This is a genomic window from Vibrio sp. YYF0003 (assembly GCF_036350715.1).
Classification (GTDB): Bacteria; Pseudomonadota; Gammaproteobacteria; order Enterobacterales; family Vibrionaceae; genus Vibrio; species Vibrio natriegens.
Genome location: NZ_JAZDWA010000010.1, coordinates 32,851 through 51,643 on the forward strand (window position 1 = coordinate 32,851; position 18,793 = coordinate 51,643).

An 18,793-nucleotide genomic window follows, 5' to 3' on the forward strand; every position below is an offset into this window, starting at 1 on the left:
CCTAAACCAGAGTTCGATGACAACCTAGTGATAACAAGAGCCGTTCGATACGGCTCTTTGCATTTTATAAGCTTTTTAAGCCCCACTTTTCAGCAACTTGCTTGAAGAACCCTTGGGTTTCTTTCAGCTTCACCCAGTGATTGATGTAGTTAATCCAGACCTGATCATCTTGTGGCAGTAACATGGCTATCGGTGTTGGCCTGCGCGGTGTTTCGACTGGGACTATCGCCAACTGATTAAATTTCTCCACCAGCGTGGCGGCTTCCACATTCGATGTCACTGACACGTCAGCGCGGCGGGCTAATAGCTCCTGAAAATCTCGCGCGGGCGCTTCTATCACAATATGCTGCGCGGAAGGGAAAAACTCTTTCACCATCTTTTCTTGTACCGTGCCTAATGTCGCCGCGACTTTCACCTCAGAGTTATCAAAATCAGCCCAATCGGTATATTTCTCGAGGTCGCTCTTCTGTACGACTGGCACAAACGCAAGATAGAAATAAGGCTGGCTATAGCCGGCCACTTTGGCACGTGACATATTTAATGACGCGCTTCCGGTGATGTCATACTTATTGGCGGTAATGCCATTAACCAACGTCTTCCAGTCTGTGGCAACGTATTCCACTTTTACCCCGAGATCTTTGGCTAACTCTGTCATCACATCAATATCGAATCCTCGATAACTATTCGTCGCGGGATCTTTCATTGTCATCGGGTTCCAGTCACCCGTAGTGCCGACTCTCAATACCCCTTTATCTAAAATATCTTGAAGACGACTCTGGGCGTACGCAACTTGAGTCATGGTGAGTAAACATATGCCTAAAGTGAGCAAAATTTTTTTCATGTTTATTCCCTTAACATTAATGACCTTATACAGGTTACTGATTAACCTTTATTACAACCCCATTGAAAAACATAGCAGTAACAATGGAAATGTTTGGTTAATTCAGGAAATCAACGTGAATTATCGATATCTATGGCTCACCACTTCACTACTTTTACTCACTGGCTGCTCTGATTATCAATGGGGCTGGTACGTGCTCGCCCCCTCAACAGAACAAGGCCTTACCAATCTTAGATTCCTGGTGTCTGGATTTAATGACACGATTCAAGTATCGCTTCTGAGTATGCTGTTTGCCATGACTCTGGGGTTACTCATCGCCTTACCCGCCCTATCTAATTCGCCTGCGCTTAAATGGATAAACCGTATTTATGTTGAAGTGATTCGCGCAATTCCGGTTCTGGTACTGCTGCTGTGGGTGTATTACGGCATGCCTACGTTACTTTCAGTCTCACTCAATCACTACTGGGCAGGCGTGGTCGCGTTAACCATTGCGGAGAGTGCATTTATGGCAGAAGTGTTTCGTGGTGGGATTCAGGCAATCAGTCGCGGTCAGCATGAAGCGGCAGAGTCGATAGGTTTAAATTACTGGCAAAAGATGCGCTTGGTTATTTTACCTCAGGCGTTCAGGCAAATATTACCGCCGCTGGGCAATCAGTTTGTCTATATCCTCAAAATGAGTTCACTGGTCAGTGTCATTGGACTGAGTGATCTTACACGTCGGGCTAACGAGCTGGTGGTCAATGAGTACTTACCATTAGAGATATACACCTTCTTAGTGCTGGAGTACTTACTATTGATTCTATTGGTCTCTCAGGCTGTACGCTGGCTGGAGAAACGCATCGCAATTCCAAGCTACTAGTCCAAACAGTGTAATCGGGAAGGAAAACAACAAAGCCGCTCAAATTGAGCGGCTTTGGTTTAAATTTGTTTTACGCTGAGATGTGTTACTTTTTCTTTACCGGACGTTGCCAGCCTGTGATTCTGCGCTCTTTAGCACGAGTAATCACTAACTCACCTTCGGCTACGTCTTTAGTCAGAGTCGTGCCTGCACCAATAGTCGCACCATCAGCGATAGCCACAGGTGCCACTAACTGGCTATCCGAACCAACGAAAACATCATCACCGATGATGGTTTTGAACTTGTTCGCACCATCGTAATTACACGTAATCGTGCCAGCGCCAATGTTAGTGCGTTGGCCAATTTCTGCATCGCCCAGATAAGTCAGGTGGTTCGCTTTAGAGCCTTCACCAATACGCGCATTCTTCACTTCCACAAAGTTACCGACGTGAGAGTCGTTACGCATATCCGCTCCAGGACGCAGACGAGTGAATGGACCAACAGTACAATCTTCACCAACGGTCGCGCCTTCAATCACGCTGTATGGACGTACGATCGTGTTGTCATCAATCTCACAATCTTTCAATACACAGCCAGCACCGATAACCACGTTATCACCAAGCGATACACTGCCTTCGATAATAACGTTCACATCAATTTCACAGTCCATGCCGCATTGAAGCTCACCACGTAAGTCAAAGCGAGCTGGATCACGTAGCATAACACCCTGCTCAAGCAGTTTTTGCGCTTGCATCGATTGGAATGCGCGCTCTAGGCGAGCAAGCTGGGCACGATCATTCACACCTTCAACTTCAATTGCATTCACAGGATGGACAGCTTCCACTGCACGACCTTCATCGTGAGCAGCAGCAATGATGTCAGTCAGGTAGTACTCGCCTTGCGCATTATTGTTGTTTAAGCCAGACAACCAGCGTTTCAGATCACCACCAGTCGCAACCATCACACCTGTGTTGATTTCTTTGATCTGTTTTTGTTCTTCGGTGGCGTCTTTCTGCTCGACGATAGCAACGACAGGACCATTCTTACGCACGATACGTCCATAACCAGTCGGGTTATCCAGAACAACCGTCAGCAACGCGATACCCCCCGTTGGCTGGGCATCAAGTAAGCTCTCAATAGTTTCCGCAGAAATCAGTGGTACATCCCCATACGAGATAAGAATTTTTTCGTCATCTTCGAACTGTGCTGACGCCTGATCCACCGCATGACCAGTACCTAGCTGCTCCGCCTGAAGTACCCAGTTTACAGGCTCTTCCGCTAGCACCTGTTTCATTTGGTCACCACCATGACCATAAACTAGGTGAATATTTTGAGCACCAAGACCGGTACACGTATCAATGACATGTTTTGCCATTGGCTTCCCTGCCAAAGTGTGAAGCACTTTAGGCATGTTCGAATACATGCGGGTTCCTTTACCCGCAGCAAGAATTACAGCACTGAATTTCATGGACAACCTATTGACGTTATTTATTTAATCGGCGGATATTTTAGACAGCTTGAAGGGATAAGTTAATGGTGAAAGGTCAATTTCTAACTAAAAATAATCAAAAAGGCGACCATTTGGCCGCCTTTTTCATGCAACGTTGCTAATTGAGCTTAGCGACGCTTTTTGGTCAGCTCGATAACTCGTAGCTGAGCAATGGCTTTAGCCAGTTCACTGGCCGCTTGTGCGAAGTCCATATCGCCATGCTGATTCTGGATATTCTCCTCAGCACGACGCTTAGCTTCTTCTGCCTTCGCTGCGTCTAGATCTTCACCACGAATCGCTGTATCAGCCAGTACTGTAGCAGTACCAGGCTGAACTTCGACCATACCACCAGAGACATAAATGAACTCTTCGTGGCCGTGCTGTTTCACAATACGCACCATACCAGGCTGAATAGCGGTCAGAAGCGGAGTATGGCCATGGAAAATACCAAGCTCACCTTCGCTACCGGTCACCTGAAACGTCTCTACACGACCAGAGAAAATGCGTTTCTCAGCGCTTACTACGTCTAGGTGAAAGGTTATTGGTGCCATATCGCCTCCTAGTTAGCCTTATAGCTTCTTAGCATTCTCAATAGCATCATCGATGCTACCGCAGTACATAAATGCCTGCTCTGGAATGTCATCGTATTCACCAGCTAGTAGACCTTTAAAGCCACGTAGAGTCTCTTTAAGAGGTACGTAAACGCCCGGGTCACCTGTAAATACTTCCGCTACGTGGTAAGGCTGAGTAAGGAAACGCTCAATCTTACGTGCACGAGATACAACTTGCTTATCTTCTTCAGATAGCTCGTCCATACCTAGAATCGCGATGATGTCTTTCAGCTCTTTGTAGCGCTGAAGTGTCTGCTGAACGCCACGAGCGATGTCGTAGTGATCTTGACCTACTACTAGTGGGTCTAGCTGACGAGACGTTGAATCTAGTGGGTCGATCGCTGGGTATAGACCCATTGCTGCGATGTTACGGTTAAGTACAACCGTTGCATCCAAGTGCGCGAACGTTGTTGCTGGAGACGGGTCAGTCAAGTCATCCGCAGGTACGTATACCGCCTGTACAGACGTGATAGAACCTTGCTTAGTTGACGTGATACGCTCCTGAAGTACACCCATCTCTTCTGCAAGAGTTGGCTGGTAACCTACCGCAGAAGGCATACGACCTAGAAGTGCTGATACCTCTGTACCTGCAAGTGTGTAACGGTAGATGTTATCAATGAACAGTAGTACGTCACGACCTTCGTCACGGAAACGTTCTGCCATTGTAAGACCAGTCAGTGCAACACGTAGACGGTTGCCCGGTGGCTCGTTCATCTGACCGTAAACCATTGCTACTTTAGATTCTTCAGGATTCTCAACGTTTACAACGCCCGCTTCCTGCATTTCAAAGTAGAAATCGTTACCTTCACGAGTACGCTCACCAACACCAGCAAATACTGATAGACCTGAGTGTTGTAGTGCGATGTTGTTGATAAGTTCCATCATGTTAACGGTCTTACCTACACCTGCACCACCGAATAGACCGATTTTACCACCCTTAGCGAATGGACAAATTAGGTCGATTACTTTAACACCCGTTTCTAGAAGTGCTGTTTCGTTTGATTGCTCTTCGTAGCTTGGTGCTGCACGGTGGATAGAGTAAGTCTCTTCCGCACCGATTTCACCACACTCATCAATCGCGTCACCTAGGACGTTCATGATACGACCTAGAGTTTTAGTACCTACTGGTACTGAAATTGGAGCGCCAGTGTTAACCACTTCTACTCCACGACGTAAACCATCAGAGCTACCCATTACGATACAACGAACTACGCCACCGCCTAGCTGTTGTTGAACTTCAAGAACTAGACGCTCTTTTGAGTCCGTTACGTTTAGAGCGTCATATACACTAGGTACATCGCTCTGTGGGAACTCTACGTCGACTACCGCACCGATGATCTGTACGATCTTACCTGTAGCCATCGTTAATCCTCTAAACTATTTCGTTTTACCTAAGCTTAAACCGCAGATGCACCACCAACGATTTCCGACAGTTCTTGTGTGATCGCAGCCTGACGGGCTTTGTTGTACACAAGTTCCAAATCATCAATCAAGTTGGTTGCGTTATCCGTTGCAGCCTTCATCGCAATCATTCGAGCCGCTTGCTCACAAGCAAGATTCTCTACCACACCTTGGTATACCTGAGACTCTACGTAACGCACTAGTAGCGTATCCAGTAGAGGTTTTGGCTCAGGCTCATAGATGTAGTCCCATGAGTGCTCACGCTGCATCTCTTTGCTGTCCGATTTAGGCAAAGGTAGCAATTGATCGATCGTTGGTTGCTGAACCATAGTGTTCACAAACTTGTTGAACACTACGTATAGACGGTCCAGTTCACCTTCATCGTATTTCTTAAGCATTACGCCAACAGAACCGATTAGGTCTTCCAGGCTTGGATTATCACCAAGGCCAGAAACCTGTGCCGCAACTTTTGCGCCACCATGTTTAAAGAAACCGGTCGCTTTTGAGCCAATTACCGCTAGCTCAATTTCCGCACCTTTTTCTTTCCATGCTTGCATGTCTGTAACGGCTTTCTTGAACACGTTAATGTTCAAACCACCACACAGACCACGGTCTGTCGAAACGATGATGTAACCAACACGTTTAGCTTCACGCTCTTCTAGGTACGGATGACGGTACTCTAGATTTGCGTTTGCCACATGACCGATCACTTTACGCATTGTTTCAGCGTATGGACGAGAAGCTTCCATTGCATCTTGAGAGCGACGCATTTTTGAAGCTGCTACCATTTCCATCGCTTTCGTAATTTTCTGCGTGCTTTTAACACTACCGATTTTATTACGTATCTCTTTTGCGCCGGCCATCGTTACTCTCCGTTAGTTGGTGGCAGAAACTGCCACCGACCTAATTACCAAGTTTGGGTTGCTTTGAAGTCGTCAGTCAGTTTCTTCAACTGAGCTTCGATTTCATCGTTGTAAGCACCAGACTTGTCGATCTCAGCTGCTAGTTCAGCGTATTGACCGCGAGCGTACGATAGTAGAGCCGCCTCGAAATCTAGAACTTTGTTCAGTTCTATATCATCAAGGTAACCGCGCTCTGCCGCGAAGATAGTTAGCGCTTGGTCAAATACAGACATTGGAGCGTACTGCTTCTGCTTCATTAGTTCTGTAACTTTTTGACCATGGTCTAGCTGTTTCTTCGTTGCTTCATCAAGGTCAGAAGAGAACTGAGCAAATGCTGCTAGTTCGCGGTATGCAGCTAGTGCTGTACGGATACCACCTGATAGTTTCTTGATGATTTTCGTCTGAGCTGAACCACCTACACGAGATACTGAGATACCTGGGTCAACAGCTGGACGTACGCCTGCGTTGAATAGCTCAGTTTGTAGGAAGATCTGACCATCGGTAATTGAGATTACGTTAGTCGGTACGAATGCTGAAACGTCACCTGCTTGAGTTTCGATGATAGGAAGAGCAGTCAAAGAACCAGTCTTACCTTTCACTTCACCGTTAGTGAAACGCTCTACGTACTCTTCGCTTACACGAGCTGCACGCTCTAGTAGACGAGAGTGTAAGTAGAATACGTCACCTGGGAATGCCTCACGGCCTGGTGGACGTTTAAGTAGTAGAGAGATCTGACGGTAAGCCACTGCTTGCTTAGATAGATCATCGTAAACAATCAGTGCGTCTTCGCCGCGATCGCGGAAGTATTCACCCATCGCACAACCTGCGTATGGCGCTAGGTATTGTAGCGCTGCAGATTCAGAAGCGGATGCAACTACAACGATAGTGTTTTGTAGTGCGCCGTGCTCTTCTAGTTTGCGAACCACGTTAGCAATAGTCGATGCTTTCTGACCGATTGCTACGTAGATTGAGAAAATACCAGAGTCTTTCTGGTTGATAATCGCATCGATCGCCAGTGCTGTTTTACCAATCTGACGGTCACCGATGATAAGCTCACGCTGACCACGACCGATTGGGATCATTGAGTCAACTGACTTATAACCAGTTTGCACAGGTTGGTCTACCGATTTACGGTCGATTACACCTGGTGCGATCACTTCTACAGGCGAAGTCATTTTCGCTTCGATTGGACCTTTACCATCGATAGGCTCACCCAGCGTGTTTACTACGCGGCCTAGTAGTTCTGGACCAACTGGCACTTCAAGAATGCGGCCAGTACCTGTAACTTTCATGCCTTCCCTAAGGTCAGCATATGGGCCCATTACAACTGCACCAACCGAGTCACGCTCAAGGTTAAGTGCCAGTGCAAAACGGCCACCCGGTAATTCAATCATTTCACCTTGCATCACGTCCGCTAGGCCGTGGATGCGGATGATACCATCGCTTACCGATACGATAGTACCCTCGTTACGAGCTTCACTAACAACTTCGAAAGATTCGATACGTTGTTTGATCAGATCGCTAATTTCCGTGGAATTAAGTTGCATGCTCCAATCCCCATTAAGACTGCAATGCATCGCTCAGGCGGTTCAAACGACCACGCGCTGAGTCATCGATGACTAGGTCTCCGGCTCGAATAATAACCCCACCAAGTAGGGTCTCATCTACACTGCAATTCAGCTTCACTTTACGTTCAAGACGCGCTTCAAGTTTGCTGCCGATATTTGCAAGCTGTTCATCAGAAAGTTCTGACGCTGAAATTACTTCAACATCAATTTCTTTCTCATGCTCTTTCTTCAGAATGAAGAATTGCTCACAAACATCGGGAAGGGCCGTTAAACGACCATTCTCAGCCATCACCTTTAAAAGGTTTTGACCGTTTGCATCAACTTGGTCACCGCAAACTGCAACAAATATTTCTGCCATTTTTTCAGCAGAGAATGAACTGGTTAGCAGTTCACTCATTTGTTCGTTTTTAGCAACTTCAGCAGCAAAAGACAGCATTTGACCCCATTGGTCTAGTTGGTCTTTTTCTACCGCAAAGTCGAAGGCTGCTTTAGCATAGGGGCGTGCGATTGTAGTCAAATCAGACATATGCGCCCCCAGACTTAAAGTTTTGCAGTAATGTTGTCGAGAATATCTTTTTGCGCATCTTTATCGATAGTACGCTCAAGGATTTTCTCAGCACCAGCTACAGCCAGAGTAGCAACTTGTTTGCGCAGCTCATCGCGTGCACGATTACGCTCAGCTTCAAGTTCAGCTTCTGCTTGCGTTAGGATTTTCTGGCGTTCTGCCTGAGCTTCCTCGCGAGCTTCTTCTAGAATTTGAGACTTACGCTTATTCGCTTGCTCGATGATCTCAGTTGCTGTGCGCTTCGCTTCTTTCAACTGATCAGAAGCGTTGGCTTGTGCTAGATCCAAGTCTTTAGCAGCACGTTCAGCTGCTTGAAGACCGTCAGCGATTTTCTTTTGACGTTCTTCGATCGCTTGCATCAATGGTGGCCATACATACTTCATGCAGAACCACACAAATAGTGCGAACGAGATTGCTTGACCTAGCAGAGTTGCGTTTATGTTCACAACAGCTACCCCTCTATTTGGACTTAGTGTTAATCAGTGACAAGCCGAAGCTCGTCCCGAGTTAAAGGTGATTAACCTAGTTGACCAACGAATGGGTTTGCGAAAGTGAATAGTAGCGCGATTACGATACCGATCATTGGAACCGCATCAAGTAGACCTGCGATGATGAACATCTTAACTTGTAGCATAGGAGCCATTTCTGGTTGACGTGCTGCACCTTCTAGGAATTTACCACCTAGCAGTGCGAAACCAATCGCTGTACCAAGAGAAGCAAGACCGACGATAATACCTACGGCGATTGCAGAAAAGCTCAGTAAAGTTTCCATTACTATCTCCAATTTATAGTTGTTGGCTTAGTGCCCAAATAAAAAAGCTAAAAAAATTAATGATCAGGATCTTCGTGTGCCATTGACAGGTAAACAATTGTCAACATCATGAATACGAAGGCTTGAATCGTAATAACCAAGATATGGAAGATTGCCCACGGTAGTGAACCCATCCATTGTAAGTACCATGGTAGCATTGCCGCACAAAGAATGAATACAACCTCACCCGCGAACATGTTACCGAATAGACGCATACCAAGTGATAGAGGTTTCGCAAGTAGCGATACCACTTCAATCAGTAGGTTAAACGGAATCATCAGTGGGTGATTGAATGGATGTAGTGCAAGTTCTTTTGCGAATCCACCTAGACCTTTCACTTTGATGCTGTAGAAAATCATCAATGCAAAAACGCCTAGAGCCATAGCCATGGTGATATTCACATCAGCAGACGGTACGACCTTAAGGTAAGGAATACCAAGCCAATGTTCTGCTGGGTATGGTAAGAAGTCGATCGGGACTAAGTCCATCACGTTCATCAAAAATACCCAACAAAAGATAGTCAGTGCTAAAGGCGCGATCAGTGGGTTGCGTCCATGGAACGTATCTTTGACGTTATCAGCGACAAATTCTACGATCATTTCTACAGCACACTGAAGCTTACCCGGTACACCCGCTGTTGTTCTCTTCGCTACTTTGTAAAAAATTCCGAGGAAAATTAAACCAGTAAACCAAGAAAAAAACAGGCTATCGATATGTACGTTCCAGAAACTTGTCTCCTCCGCAACTAAGCCTAACTTGTATAACGATAGGTTAGAAAGGTGGTGGGCAATGTATCCGGACGATGTTAGCGCTTCACCTGGCGCAGCCATAACTCATCCTATTTTTTGTTGTTAATGAATAGCACTGGTGCAAAGATATTAATACCTAGTACCAGCAAATAGGTTAGTTTGAGGGGAACAAGTTCCACCTGCATATACATGTAGGCGACATAGAACAGTGCAACCGTGATGAGAATTTTCAGTACTTCACCTGTATAGAAGGAGGCAGCGATGCGCTTGGCAGCGCGAGCTCCACTAAACATGAAAGCACATAATGCGAAAACTGCATTGGCAATGACAAAAATGCCCCCACCAATTAACGCTGAAAGTCCCCAATCAGGATTTACGGCTAACGCCATTCCTGCAGCCACAAAAATAACCGCGCCAGACTCGATCATTAACAATTGCCTTGCAAGCTCTCGTCCTGGTCTAGCTAACGCAGCTACCATGTATTCGTACCTCTAGTAATATCCACTTCGCACTAAACTCTCTGTGCAGGGAAATTGGCGAAAATTATACGTTCAGTCCAACCGAATGCAATTAAATTGCATCAAAAACTTACAGTTTTGTTTACAAAACGACAACTTTCGCACAAAATTCGAATTATTCAGTTAATTGACCTAAATCAATTATCTCACTTAGGCCTCAAGCTTGGCAATAAGTTGCTCTAATTTGTGAGGTTCATCAATACTTATCGTCAGTTTCGCTTTTCCGCTTGCAGAACGAACCAAAGAAACTTTAGCGTCAAGCATCTGGCTTAATTTATGCGACATTTGCATAGCTTCGGTATCTTCTTGTTGCCCTTTTTGCTCATTTTGTGGCGCTAAACACTTTTTTACTAACTGTTCGGTTTGACGAACGGTCATTTGTTTGTTTGCAACCTGCAAAGCGACTTCGATTTGCTGCTCACCTTCAAGAGCTAAAAGTGCACGGGCATGGCCCATTTCTAGTTTTTTATCAGCGACTAAGCGCTTTACTTCAAGCTCAAGCTGATTCAAACGCAGTAAGTTACTGACCGTCGTTCTTGATTTACCAATCACGTCAGCAACCTGCTGGTGAGTCAGGGTAAACTCATCTTGCAAACGCTCCAGAGCCTGTGCCTCTTCGATGACATTGAGGTCTTCACGTTGAATGTTCTCAATCAACGCCATTGCAATCGCAGCGCGGTCTTCTACCTTTTTCACTAAGCATGGAACACGCTTCAATCCTGCTTGCTTAGCAGCGCGCCAACGTCGTTCACCGGCAATGATCTCGTATTGGCCACTATTCACCTGACGGACCACAATCGGCTGAATGATGCCTTGTGATTGAATTGAAGCCGCCAATTCTTCCAGCGCTTCTGGTGCCATATCTTTACGCGGTTGGTAGACACCCGGCTGCAATTGACCAATCGCGAGTTCAATTAACTCACCGTCTGCTGATAAGGCTTGGCTTTGCGATGCAATATGCTGTTTCTCACGAGCAAATGAACTGGTCGACAACAACGCATCCAGTCCTTTTCCTAGACCACGCTTAGACATGGGATTGAATTCCTTAGGTTAGAGTTAAACTGGGATTTCTTCGCGGCGAAGCATCTCACCCGCTAAGGCAAGATACGCTTTGGCACCCGCAGAGTACTTATCGTAATACATGGCAGGTTTACCATGGCTAGGCGCTTCGGCCAGACGAACATTACGTGGAATCACTGTGCGGTAAACTTTTGTACCAAAGTGCTTTTTAAGTTGATCGGATACTTCATTCGATAAGCGGTTGCGCGGATCGTACATAGTGCGTAACAAACCTTCAATTTTCAGGTTTTCATTCACTACCGCCGCTAATTTGCTAATTGTATCCATAAGAGCAGTTAAACCTTCTAACGCAAAGTATTCACATTGCATTGGCACCAACACTGAATCAGCTGCAGCCATAGCGTTGATTGTAAGAAGGTTTAGAGAAGGGGGACAATCGATAAAGATGAAATCATAGTTATCACGAACTGACGATAACGCATTTTTCAGGCGAACTTCGCGCGCGAAGACTTCCATCAGTTTGATTTCTGCTGCGGTAACATCACCGTTTGCTGCGATAAGATCATACTTTCCGGTTGTTTCAGAGCACACCACTTGTTCAAATGGCGTGTCTTCCACTAAAAGATCGTATGCAGTGGCATCCACCATGTACTTATCAACACCACTGGCCATCGTAGCATTACCTTGAGGGTCAAGATCGATAACCAAAACTTTGCGCTTTGTTGCCGCCATCGAAGCCGCTAAGTTAATGCACGTTGTTGTTTTGCCGACCCCACCTTTCTGGTTGGCGATTGCTACAATTTTACCCACACGACTACCTCGCTAATTTTCCTTGCGCGATAAGATTACTAGATGACGATCCCCTTCCAACTCAGGAACAGTCAAAGATACGACATCGGTCACATAACACCACTCAGGAAGCAGATCTATTTCATCTTTAGGGTGCTGACCTTTCAATGCAAGAAACAATCCATTTTCCTGTTTCGGCAGATGGTGACACCATTCCACCATATCCGTCATTGAAGCAAAAGCACGACTCAACACACCATCGAATTTTTCTTCAGGCTGGAACTCTTCTACGCGGCTTTGGACCGGAGTGACGTTCTTCAGACCTAGTGTGTGCACGACCTGTTTTAGAAAACGAATGCGTTTACCCAAGCTATCGAGCAGGTAGAATTCTTTGTCCGGATTCATGATCGCTAATGGGATACCCGGTAATCCAGGGCCAGTGCCAACGTCGATAAAGCGCTTACCTGGTAAGTGAGCGCTAACCACTATGCTATCAAGAATATGTTTCACTAACATCTCAAGTGGGTCACGTACTGACGTCAAATTGTACGCTTTGTTCCATTTGTCGAGCAGTTCAACATAACCGACCAGCTGATCACGTTGCTTCTCTGAAACTTCAAGGTCGGTTTGAGCAATCAATGCATCCAGTTTAGTTCGAAGTACACTCATTACTCGTCCTCACCTTTTTTCAGTAAGCCATGCTTCTTCAGGTGAACCAGTAGAATAGAAATAGCAGCTGGTGTAATTCCTGAAATACGAGATGCGATACCGATGCTTTCAGGCTTCGCTTCACTTAATTTTGCCACTACCTCGTTCGATAGACCTTTTACTTGTTTGTAATCCAGCTCAACCGGTAACTTGGTGTGTTCGTGGCGGAGTGACTTCTCGATCTCATCTTGCTGACGCTTGATGTAGCCATCGTATTTCACCTGGATTTCAACTTGCTCAGCAGCCTGTTGATCGTCCAAAGCTGGTGCAAATGCGTCTAATTGAGTCAACTGAGAGTATGAGATCTCTGGACGACGCAGCAGATCCTCACCACTGGCTTCACGCGCCATTGGTGTTTTTAGCAGTTTGTTGAGCTCATCAATGCCCGCTGAGTTTGGATTCATCCAGGTTGACTTAAGGCGTTGACGTTCCGTTTCCATGTTTTCGATTTTTTCATTGAATCGTGCCCAACGCACATCATCAACCAAACCAAGCTCACGCGCTTTTTCCGTTAAACGTAAATCAGCATTGTCTTCACGTAGCAACAGACGGTATTCCGCGCGAGACGTAAACATGCGGTACGGTTCTTTGGTGCCCATGGTGGATAGGTCATCAATCAATACGCCCATGTAAGCCTGATCACGACGTGGGTTCCAGCCTTCTTTGCCCTGGCTGTACAAACTGGCGTTCAAACCCGCCATCAAGCCTTGAGCGGCCGCTTCTTCGTACCCGGTTGTACCGTTAATTTGGCCTGCAAAGAACAAACCATGGATAAATTTCGTTTCGTACGTCTGCTTCAAATCACGAGGATCAAAGAAATCGTACTCAATCGCGTAACCCGGACGCACAATGTGTGCGTTCTCAAAACCTTTCATTGAACGAACAATTTGTACCTGAACATCAAACGGCAAGCTGGTCGAAATACCATTCGGGTACAGCTCGTTGGTTGTCAGGCCTTCTGGCTCGATAAAAATCTGGTGACTGTTTTTGTCAGCAAAACGCATCACTTTGTCTTCAATCGATGGACAGTAACGAGGACCAATACCTTCGATAACGCCAGCGTACATCGGACTGCGATCAAGGTTAGCGCGGATCACATCGTGTGTACTTTCGTTGGTGTGAGTGATGAAACACGGAATTTGACGTGGATGTTGCTCACGATTACCCAGAAATGAGAATACTGGTGTTGGGTTATCTCCGTGTTGCTCTTCGAGTACAGAGAAATCAACGGTACGAGCATCAATACGTGGTGGTGTCCCTGTTTTGAGACGATCCACGCGGAATGGTAGTTCACGTAGACGATCAGCAAGTGCGATCGATGGTGGATCACCTGCACGGCCACCAGAAGAACTTTCCATACCGATATGGATCTTACCACCCAGGAAGGTACCAACCGTCAATACAACCGATTTGGCGTGGAATTTAAGACCCATTTGAGTCACGACGCCAACCACATGATCCTGTTCAACAATCAGATCATCTACCGATTGTTGGAATAGCGTTAGGTTTGGTGCATTTTCTAATGCACTGCGAACGTAGGCTTTGTAAAGGGCACGATCAGCTTGAGCACGAGTTGCTCGTACTGCCGGGCCTTTAGAGGCATTAAGCGTTCTAAATTGAATACCTGCATGGTCAATAGCTTGCGCCATCAAACCGCCCATTGCATCCACTTCTTTAACTAAATGACCTTTACCAATACCACCAATCGCCGGATTACAAGACATTTGGCCTAATGTATCGATGTTATGGGTAAGGAGAAGCGTTTTTTGTCCTGTACGTGCAGATGCGAGTGCGGCTTCCGTTCCAGCATGTCCGCCACCAACAACAATGACGTCAAAATTTTCGTGATAAAGCATGAACCGACCTCAGGTATTCAAAGGATTTATTGGACAGATAAAGGAGCAGCATTTTACCTGCTTTATGCCACAGAGAAAATCGTTTTCTCGCTTTATCCATTTTAAGCTCCAAGTAATATATATATAAGATCTATATATATGATCTTTTATTAGATCTATTATTAGGATCGACCGTTTCTGTGGATAACCGAAAAATGATCAACAAGATCATGGATCTTCTTTGGATCATATCTTGTGATCTTGCTTGGATCTGATCGAGGATTAGCTGGGATCAAAATGGGTGGTTATACACAGGTGGGTAAAACGATCAAAGTTGTTCTTTGGATAACTAAAGGAAAGTAACTGGATATTAGCTTACTTATCCACAGTCTGATTGCTCGTTTTTTAATCGGTTGATTGGCTGTTTAGAGAAAAAGTTATTCACATCGGGTAGGACAGAGCCGCAATGCGACTCTGTAAGTAGGATAAAATGGCAGTTAAAATTGTTCGATGTTCTCTTTTAGCCATTCTTCTGCGGCGTCTTCTGGCACTTCATGGCTAAGGACATCAATCTTTAAGCAGTCTGTGATTGGGGTTGCACCGATGTCTTCCAGTAAATCATACGCATGCTGTCCAGCGGCACAGAACGTATCATAGCTTGAGTCACCAATTGCAATCACAGCAAACCTAACATCCGTCATCTTTGGCGGTGTATTCTGTAGTGCGGCAATAAACGGCTGAATGTTATCTGGGTATTCACCTGCACCGTGAGTAGAGGTGATCACCAGCCAGGTGCCGTGATTGTCAATTGACGCCAATTCCGGTTGGTTGTGGATCGTGGTTTCAAATCCGTTCTCGATAAGTAGATCACTCAGGTGATCCCCCACGTATTCAGCGCCACCCAGGGTACTGCCTGTAATTATGTGGATCATTTATCTTCCTTATAAGCCATACTTGCGCTCGTACAGATGAGCGAGGGTACAAAAAGAAACGCGGTGATAAACCTAAGCTTAACACCGCGCGTTATATTATTTGCCGATACAGAATGAAGAGAAAATACGGCCGAGCAGATCGTCTGAGCTGAACTCCCCGGTAATCTCGTTCAGATGTTGCTGAGTGATGCGCAGCTCTTCTGCGAGTATCTCACCCGCCATATAGCCTTCAAGCTGCTCCTGACCGATTTGAAGGTGCTGTGCAGCACGTTCTAATGCATCCAGATGACGGCGACGAGCCATAAAGCCACCCTCGGTATTACCCGAGAAGCCCATGCACTCTTTCAAATGTGCACGTAAGGCGTCAACACCAGTCCCTGTTTTTGCCGACAGGCGGATCAAAGTGGGGTTATTCACATGACAGATCCCCATTTCTTCACCGGTTTGATCGGCTTTGTTGCGGATCACCGTCATACCAATACTGTCTGGCAGGCGATCGACAAAGTCGGGCCAGATGTCCTTTGGATCGGTCGCATCAGTTGTGGTGCCGTCGACCATAAACAGAACTCGGTCTGCTTGTGCTATCTCATCCCAAGCGCGCTCAATACCGATTTTCTCGACTTCATCGGAGGCGTCACGCAAGCCAGCAGTATCGATGATGTGCAGTGGCATACCATCAATGTGGATGTGTTCTCTCAGTACGTCACGAGTGGTACCTGCGATATCAGTCACGATGGCTGATTCTTTACCAGAGAGTGCGTTCAGAAGACTGGATTTACCTGCGTTAGGGCGACCCGCGATAACCACCTTCATACCTTCGCGCATAATTGCGCCTTGATTGGCTTCACGGCGCACGGCATCAAGGTTATCGATGATAGTTTGCAGATCTCCAGCCACTTTGCCGTCGGCAAGAAAATCAATTTCTTCTTCTGGGAAATCAATGGCGGCTTCTACATAGATGCGCAGGTGAATCAGTGATTCCACCAGCGTTTGAATGCGTTGAGAGAACTGGCCTTGCAGTGATTGCAGGGCTGATTTCGCCGCTTCTTCAGAACTGGCATCAATCAGGTCAGCAATCGCCTCTGCTTGCGTCAGGTCCATTTTATCGTTGAGGAATGCGCGTTCAGAGAATTCCCCCGGACGCGCAGCTCGCACGCCTTCAATGCCCAGAATACGTTTAATCAGCATGTCCATGACGACCGGGCCACCATGGCCTTGCAGTTCAAGTACATCTTCGCCAGTAAACGAATGTGGGTTAGGGAAGTACAGAGCGATGCCCTGGTCAAGCACTGTCCCGTTCTCTGCCTGAAATGGCAGATATTCTGCGTAGCGAGGTTTGAGTGTTTTACCCGTCACTTCCTCTGCCACCAAATTGGCCTTGGGGCCGGAAACACGAATAATGCCGACACCGCCACGACCAGGTGCGGTCGCTTGAGCGACAATCGTATCTGTAGTCATAATCTTGCCTTTTGAGCTGGGCTGTAGGGTTTATCTCCCTAGGGAGCCAGAACCAATTAATTAGCTGAATTGTAATCAGCCAAAAACAAAAAGGCGACCTTTTGGCCGCCTTTCTCAATCATTTCCTAAAGGATTACTTAGTGTGTAAGCCTTTTTTCTCTAATCCTTTATAGATCAGAGTTTGCTGGATAAGCGTAACGATGTTCGAAACCAACCAGTAAAGAACCAGACCTGATGGGAAGAACAGGAAGAAGAAGGTAAACATAACCGGCATGAAGGTCATGATCTTCTGCTGCATAGGATCCGTTACTGTTGTTGGGCTCATCTTCTGGATCATGAACATTGAAGCACCCATCAGTAGTGGCAGGATGTAGTATGGGTCCTGCGCTGAAAGGTCATGAATCCAACCGAAGAATGGAGAGTGACGTAGCTCAACCGATTCCATTAGTGCCCAGTATAGCGAGATGAAGATTGGCATCTGCAGGATAAGAGGTAGACAGCCACCAAGTGGGTTAACTTTCTCTTTCTTGTACAGTTCCATCATCTCTTGGCTCATACGCTGGCGGTCATCACCGATACGTTCACGCATTGCTTGCAGCTTAGGCTGTAGCATGCGCATTTTCGCCATAGACGTGTATTGAGCTTTTGTTAGTGGGTACATTGCACCACGAACCACGAAGGTCAACAGGATGATTGCCACACCCCAGTTAGACACGAAGCCGTGAATCATAGACAGCAGCCAGTGTAGTGGCTTCGCGATGAACCATAGCCAGCCGTAATCCACAACAAGGTCTAGGTTAGGCGCAACGGCTTCCATTTGGTCCTGAAGTTTTGGACCTACCCATAGCGTTGCTTCAAACTTCGCTTGGTCACCATTTGCAATCGTCTTGTTCGGCATACGTACGCCGATATCGCCCATATTACCGATTACACGAGTGTAAAGGTTTGTGCCAGGTTCGTTACGTGGAATCCAAGCAGCAGCGAAGTAGTGTTGGATCATTGCTGCCCAACCTTGGCCATCTGCTAGGTTGATAGACAGGTTACGATCCTGCATATCATCAAAGCTGTATTTTTTGTAACGCGTGTCTTCTGTAGAGAAAGCACCGCCGCGGTATGTTGGCATCGTGATGCTGCCGCCATCGTCCATTAGGTTTTGACGCAGGTGAGCGTACATACCAAATGTTGCGTTGTTACCTGAGTTGTTAACTACATCGTACTCAACGTTAAGTGCGTAGCTGCCGCGCTTAAAGATGTAAGTCTTCGTGTACTCAAGGCCGTTTGCTGTGAAAGTCATTGGAACGCGTAGTTCGTCTTGACCATCAGCAAGCGTAAAGCTGTCTGCACTTACATTGTAGTGAGGGCGGTTAGTGCTGCTAAGATCGATACCCTGTGGACCCACAAGGCCGCTTTGCGCGATGAACTGGTGACCTTGAGTGTCTTTTAGCAGAACAAACGGGTCAGCAGAATCAAGTTCAGCAGAATATTGATTTAGGTCGGCATGTACCACATCGCCACCAACGGTGTCGATCGACAGAGTTAAAACATCAGTCGTTACTGTGATAGTTTTTGCAGAAGCTTGCTGGTGTCCCGGAGCTGGGTCTAGATCATCAGCAAAAGATGGTGCAGGTAGACTGCTGTTTGATTGAGCCTGTTCAACTGCTTGAGGTTCTGGATTCTTCGCTACTTGCCATTGTTGAAACAGCAAAAAAGAAACCAGGGCCAAACCGATGAGCAGGATATTACGTTGAGAATCCATCG

19 protein-coding genes are annotated in these 18,793 nt (G+C 46.4%); 1 reads left to right on the plus strand and 18 read right to left on the minus strand.

What is annotated here, in order from left to right:
- Nucleotides 1-64 precede the first annotated feature (64 nt).
- On the minus strand, nucleotides 65-841 hold the full coding sequence (locus tag V1U08_RS20825) for a transporter substrate-binding domain-containing protein (RefSeq protein WP_330471362.1): 777 nt from the start codon (nucleotides 839-841) through the stop codon (nucleotides 65-67).
- Between the two features lie 115 nt (nucleotides 842-956).
- On the opposite strand from V1U08_RS20825, the gene V1U08_RS20830 reads away from it, so the two are divergent.
- The gene (locus V1U08_RS20830; protein WP_330471363.1) at nucleotides 957-1,700 is read left to right on the plus strand and encodes an amino acid ABC transporter permease; all 744 of its coding nucleotides are present in this window, start codon (nucleotides 957-959) and stop codon (nucleotides 1,698-1,700) included.
- Nucleotides 1,701-1,785: 85 nt separating this feature from the next.
- Here the strand turns inward: V1U08_RS20830 and glmU are convergent, their stop codons facing one another.
- From glmU to yidC, 17 genes are all read right to left on the minus strand, one after another.
- Nucleotides 1,786-3,147, minus strand: coding sequence for a bifunctional UDP-N-acetylglucosamine diphosphorylase/glucosamine-1-phosphate N-acetyltransferase GlmU (glmU, locus tag V1U08_RS20835; RefSeq protein ID WP_014233410.1), 1,362 nt, complete (start codon nucleotides 3,145-3,147; stop codon nucleotides 1,786-1,788).
- A gap of 149 nt (nucleotides 3,148-3,296) precedes the next feature.
- Nucleotides 3,297-3,719, minus strand: a complete 423-nt coding sequence (locus tag V1U08_RS20840; RefSeq protein WP_014233411.1) for a F0F1 ATP synthase subunit epsilon — start codon at nucleotides 3,717-3,719, stop codon at nucleotides 3,297-3,299.
- Between the two features lie 18 nt (nucleotides 3,720-3,737).
- Entirely contained in the window at nucleotides 3,738-5,141 is a 1,404-nt protein-coding gene (gene atpD / locus V1U08_RS20845; protein WP_014233412.1) for a F0F1 ATP synthase subunit beta, read from the minus strand.
- 35 nt (nucleotides 5,142-5,176) lie between these two features.
- Complete coding sequence (atpG, locus tag V1U08_RS20850; protein ID WP_014233413.1) at nucleotides 5,177-6,043, minus strand: F0F1 ATP synthase subunit gamma; 867 nt, start codon at nucleotides 6,041-6,043, stop codon at nucleotides 5,177-5,179.
- Nucleotides 6,044-6,087: 44 nt separating this feature from the next.
- A complete protein-coding gene (atpA, locus tag V1U08_RS20855) occupies nucleotides 6,088-7,629 on the minus strand; it encodes a F0F1 ATP synthase subunit alpha (protein ID WP_014233414.1) in 1,542 nt (513 codons plus the stop codon).
- A 13-nt stretch (nucleotides 7,630-7,642) separates the two neighbouring features.
- Nucleotides 7,643-8,176 carry a F0F1 ATP synthase subunit delta gene (gene atpH, locus V1U08_RS20860; RefSeq protein WP_014233415.1) on the minus strand — a complete coding sequence of 178 codons (534 nt, stop codon included), beginning with the start codon at nucleotides 8,174-8,176 and terminating at the stop codon, nucleotides 7,643-7,645.
- 14 nt (nucleotides 8,177-8,190) lie between these two features.
- Nucleotides 8,191-8,661: a F0F1 ATP synthase subunit B gene (atpF, locus tag V1U08_RS20865; protein WP_014233416.1), complete on the minus strand. Its 471-nt coding sequence runs from the start codon at nucleotides 8,659-8,661 to the stop codon at nucleotides 8,191-8,193.
- 71 nt (nucleotides 8,662-8,732) lie between these two features.
- Nucleotides 8,733-8,987, minus strand: a complete 255-nt coding sequence (gene atpE / locus V1U08_RS20870) for a F0F1 ATP synthase subunit C (protein ID WP_002540812.1) — start codon at nucleotides 8,985-8,987, stop codon at nucleotides 8,733-8,735.
- A gap of 56 nt (nucleotides 8,988-9,043) precedes the next feature.
- Nucleotides 9,044-9,856, minus strand: a complete 813-nt coding sequence (gene atpB, locus V1U08_RS20875; protein WP_014233417.1) for a F0F1 ATP synthase subunit A — start codon at nucleotides 9,854-9,856, stop codon at nucleotides 9,044-9,046.
- 8 nt (nucleotides 9,857-9,864) lie between these two features.
- On the minus strand, nucleotides 9,865-10,254 hold the full coding sequence (locus V1U08_RS20880) for a F0F1 ATP synthase subunit I (RefSeq protein ID WP_014233418.1): 390 nt from the start codon (nucleotides 10,252-10,254) through the stop codon (nucleotides 9,865-9,867).
- Between the two features lie 189 nt (nucleotides 10,255-10,443).
- Nucleotides 10,444-11,325, minus strand: a complete 882-nt coding sequence (locus tag V1U08_RS20885) for a ParB/RepB/Spo0J family partition protein (protein WP_014233419.1) — start codon at nucleotides 11,323-11,325, stop codon at nucleotides 10,444-10,446.
- Between the two features lie 24 nt (nucleotides 11,326-11,349).
- Nucleotides 11,350-12,123 (minus strand): ParA family protein, encoded by a 774-nt coding sequence (locus tag V1U08_RS20890; RefSeq protein ID WP_014233420.1) that lies wholly within the window; start codon nucleotides 12,121-12,123, stop codon nucleotides 11,350-11,352.
- 12 nt (nucleotides 12,124-12,135) lie between these two features.
- Nucleotides 12,136-12,771: a 16S rRNA (guanine(527)-N(7))-methyltransferase RsmG gene (gene rsmG, locus V1U08_RS20895; protein ID WP_020333571.1), complete on the minus strand. Its 636-nt coding sequence runs from the start codon at nucleotides 12,769-12,771 to the stop codon at nucleotides 12,136-12,138.
- Complete coding sequence (mnmG, locus tag V1U08_RS20900; RefSeq protein WP_330471364.1) at nucleotides 12,771-14,666, minus strand: tRNA uridine-5-carboxymethylaminomethyl(34) synthesis enzyme MnmG; 1,896 nt, start codon at nucleotides 14,664-14,666, stop codon at nucleotides 12,771-12,773. Before mnmG ends, rsmG begins: the two co-directional genes overlap by 1 nt.
- 476 nt (nucleotides 14,667-15,142) lie before the next feature.
- Complete coding sequence (mioC, locus tag V1U08_RS20905; RefSeq protein ID WP_268669070.1) at nucleotides 15,143-15,577, minus strand: FMN-binding protein MioC; 435 nt, start codon at nucleotides 15,575-15,577, stop codon at nucleotides 15,143-15,145.
- A 96-nt stretch (nucleotides 15,578-15,673) separates the two neighbouring features.
- Complete coding sequence (mnmE, locus tag V1U08_RS20910; protein WP_014230416.1) at nucleotides 15,674-17,035, minus strand: tRNA uridine-5-carboxymethylaminomethyl(34) synthesis GTPase MnmE; 1,362 nt, start codon at nucleotides 17,033-17,035, stop codon at nucleotides 15,674-15,676.
- 133 nt (nucleotides 17,036-17,168) lie between these two features.
- The gene (gene yidC / locus V1U08_RS20915) at nucleotides 17,169-18,791 is read right to left on the minus strand and encodes a membrane protein insertase YidC (protein ID WP_014230417.1); all 1,623 of its coding nucleotides are present in this window, start codon (nucleotides 18,789-18,791) and stop codon (nucleotides 17,169-17,171) included.
- Between the last annotated feature and the right edge of the window lie 2 nt (nucleotides 18,792-18,793).

What these genes read in the sequence shown, in the direction of transcription:
- V1U08_RS20825 (WP_330471362.1), bottom strand. Translation starts at nt 841, where the DNA reads ATGAAAAAAATTTTGCTCACTTTAGGCATATGTTTACTCACCATGACT.
- glmU (WP_014233410.1), bottom strand. Translation starts at nt 3,147, where the DNA reads ATGAAATTCAGTGCTGTAATTCTTGCTGCGGGTAAAGGAACCCGCATG.
- V1U08_RS20840 (WP_014233411.1), bottom strand. Translation starts at nt 3,719, where the DNA reads ATGGCACCAATAACCTTTCACCTAGACGTAGTAAGCGCTGAGAAACGC.
- atpD (WP_014233412.1), bottom strand. Translation starts at nt 5,141, where the DNA reads ATGGCTACAGGTAAGATCGTACAGATCATCGGTGCGGTAGTCGACGTA.
- atpG (WP_014233413.1), bottom strand. Translation starts at nt 6,043, where the DNA reads ATGGCCGGCGCAAAAGAGATACGTAATAAAATCGGTAGTGTTAAAAGC.
- atpA (WP_014233414.1), bottom strand. Translation starts at nt 7,629, where the DNA reads ATGCAACTTAATTCCACGGAAATTAGCGATCTGATCAAACAACGTATC.
- atpH (WP_014233415.1), bottom strand. Translation starts at nt 8,176, where the DNA reads ATGTCTGATTTGACTACAATCGCACGCCCCTATGCTAAAGCAGCCTTC.
- atpE (WP_002540812.1), bottom strand. Translation starts at nt 8,987, where the DNA reads ATGGAAACTTTACTGAGCTTTTCTGCAATCGCCGTAGGTATTATCGTC.
- atpB (WP_014233417.1), bottom strand. Translation starts at nt 9,856, where the DNA reads ATGGCTGCGCCAGGTGAAGCGCTAACATCGTCCGGATACATTGCCCAC.
- V1U08_RS20880 (WP_014233418.1), bottom strand. Translation starts at nt 10,254, where the DNA reads ATGGTAGCTGCGTTAGCTAGACCAGGACGAGAGCTTGCAAGGCAATTG.
- V1U08_RS20885 (WP_014233419.1), bottom strand. Translation starts at nt 11,325, where the DNA reads ATGTCTAAGCGTGGTCTAGGAAAAGGACTGGATGCGTTGTTGTCGACC.
- rsmG (WP_020333571.1), bottom strand. Translation starts at nt 12,771, where the DNA reads ATGAGTGTACTTCGAACTAAACTGGATGCATTGATTGCTCAAACCGAC.
- mnmG (WP_330471364.1), bottom strand. Translation starts at nt 14,666, where the DNA reads ATGCTTTATCACGAAAATTTTGACGTCATTGTTGTTGGTGGCGGACAT.
- mioC (WP_268669070.1), bottom strand. Translation starts at nt 15,577, where the DNA reads ATGATCCACATAATTACAGGCAGTACCCTGGGTGGCGCTGAATACGTG.
- mnmE (WP_014230416.1), bottom strand. Translation starts at nt 17,035, where the DNA reads ATGACTACAGATACGATTGTCGCTCAAGCGACCGCACCTGGTCGTGGC.
- yidC (WP_014230417.1), bottom strand. Translation starts at nt 18,791, where the DNA reads ATGGATTCTCAACGTAATATCCTGCTCATCGGTTTGGCCCTGGTTTCT.